Genomic DNA, 2008 nt, shown 5'->3' with positions numbered 1-2008 from the left:
CCGGCCCGCAGCATGGACCACACCCTGGCCGAAGCTGTGTACGACTACGTCATCTAAGTCGTCTTTTCCCGCCGGTTGAGGTTTTCCCTCGCGCCGCGAACGTCTAGGTTCGCGGCGCTGTAGCTGTTTTCCCCTGTCTTATTTTTCCAAGGAGCGCCCCGTGGACGAACGCGCCATGCGCAAGATCGAAGGCCACCTGCGCGGCACCTTCGCCAATGCCCGGATCACCCTGGTCCCCCGCCCCAAGCAGAAGGACTCCGCGGAGGTCTACATCGCCGACGAGTTCATCGGCGTGGTCTATGAGGACGAGGACGAGGACGGCTCCTTCACCTTCCAGATGGCGATCCTGGCCGAAGATCTCCCCTAGGCGCGCGCGGGCGGAGGAGGGTCTGCGACCATGGGTCCCTCCCTCCGCCGAACGCTGTTTGACGCGTCGTTAACTAGCCGCGGCCGAACCTACCCAAAACGAGTTTGGGGTGGACGTTCGAATGTTTGGCACAGTGCAGCTCTGGAGCGCGGAGGCCGGGGCCCGGTTTGATCTGGAAGGCCTTCGTCCGGTCCTTCGCCGCACCGCCATGGCTGCGCGGGCGCATTTTGACGCCGAAGCGGTGGAAATCGTTCTGCATGATGGGGATGACGCCTATCGTTGCGGCCTGGACGGCCGCCTTGAGCTGATCCTCGACGCCGGCTCCGAACAGCTGTTCTGCGCCCCGGTATGGTCGGATTCGAAAAACCAGAATGCTGAGCTCGGCCTGGCCCACGCCGCCTTCGTGGCCAGCGCGCCGGTGCGCTTTTCCGCGCCTCCGCAGCGCGGGCGGATCACCGTGCTGGGGGCGCCGCGTCCGCTCGACGCCGCCCTGATGGAGATTCTCGCCGACCTCGCCGACGGGGTGGCGGAGTCGGCCCAGGCCCTGTCGGTCACCCGCACCGAAGCCCACAGCCGGGCCGAAGCCCAGGCCGCCGAACAGATCCTGTTCAACCTGATGGGGGCCGCGCCGGTGGCCGTGGCGGTCACCGACCGGGATCTGCGCCTGATGCACGCCAGCCCCCGCTGGTGCGCCGAGATGGGCTTGGGGGAACGCGACATCCTTGGCGTGGCCCTGGGCGACCTCCTGCCCGACGTGGTGGAGCGCTGGGGCGAGCGGCTGACCGCGTGCCTGGCCGGCGAGCCCGTCAAGGCCGATCAGGTGCGCTTCCAGCGGGCCGACGGCCAGGTGGTGTGGGCGCGGGTGGAAGGGGCGCCCTGGCGCGATCCGGAGGGCGAGATCGGCGGTCTGATCCTGCTTTCGCAGGACATCTCCGACCTGGTCGAGGCCCGTGACCGGGCCCAGAGGGCCGAGCAGCGCATGCGCCTGGCCACGGAGCTTGCGGACATTCACGTCTACGAGATCGACTATCAGGCCAAGGAGCTGCTGAAGATCGGGGCGCATGACACCTTCTTCGAAGAGCCCCTGACCTATGAGGGCCTGGCGGCCGACATCTGGTCGTCCATCCATCCCGACGACAGGGCCGCGGCCCAGGCCGCCTGGGTGGAGCACCAGAAGACCGGTGTTCCCTATCGCCAGGAGTACCGGATCGCCCGGTGCGACGGAAAGGAGGTGTGGGCCATCTTCACCTCCGAACTCATCTCCGACGCCCGCGGCCGCCCTCTGCGCCTCATCGGGGCCTTGCAGAACATCACCGAGCGCAAGCAGGCCGAGGTGGAGATGGCCCGCGCCCGGGACGCCGCCGAAGCCGCCAACCGCGCCAAGAGCGAATTCCTGGCCAATATGAGCCACGAGATCCGCACCCCTATGAACGGGGTGATGGGGATGAACGCGCTGCTGTTGCGCAGCACGCTGACGCCCGAACAGCGGAAATACGCCGAGACGGTGCAGAGCTCCGCCGAAAGCCTGCTGGCCATCATCAACGACATTCTCGACGTCTCGAAGCTGGAGGCGGGCAAGGTCGACCTGGAGGAGATCGATTTCAACCTGTCGGCCGTCGTCGAGGATGTGGCCGAGCTCCT

Annotated in this window: 2 protein-coding genes; both read left to right on the top strand. The window is 67.1% G+C overall.

The features are described from left to right. The first annotated feature begins 175 nt into the window (after positions 1-175). Positions 176-367, top strand: a complete 192-nt coding sequence (locus V7D28_RS15090) for a DUF3126 family protein (protein WP_442957952.1) — start codon at positions 176-178, stop codon at positions 365-367. 121 nt (positions 368-488) lie between these two features. Continuing rightward, a partial coding sequence (locus tag V7D28_RS15085) for a PAS domain S-box protein (protein WP_333588201.1) occupies positions 489-2008 on the top strand: 1520 nt, incomplete at its 3' end.

It is taken from the genome of Phenylobacterium sp., assembly GCF_036723115.1.
Classification (GTDB): Bacteria; Pseudomonadota; Alphaproteobacteria; order Caulobacterales; family Caulobacteraceae; genus Phenylobacterium.
The sequence above is the reverse complement of the archived record's forward strand: the minus strand, read 5'-3'. Positions and strand labels throughout refer to the sequence as shown.

What these genes read in the sequence shown, in the direction of transcription:
- V7D28_RS15090 (WP_442957952.1), top strand. Translation starts at nt 176, where the DNA reads ATGCGCAAGATCGAAGGCCACCTGCGCGGCACCTTCGCCAATGCCCGG.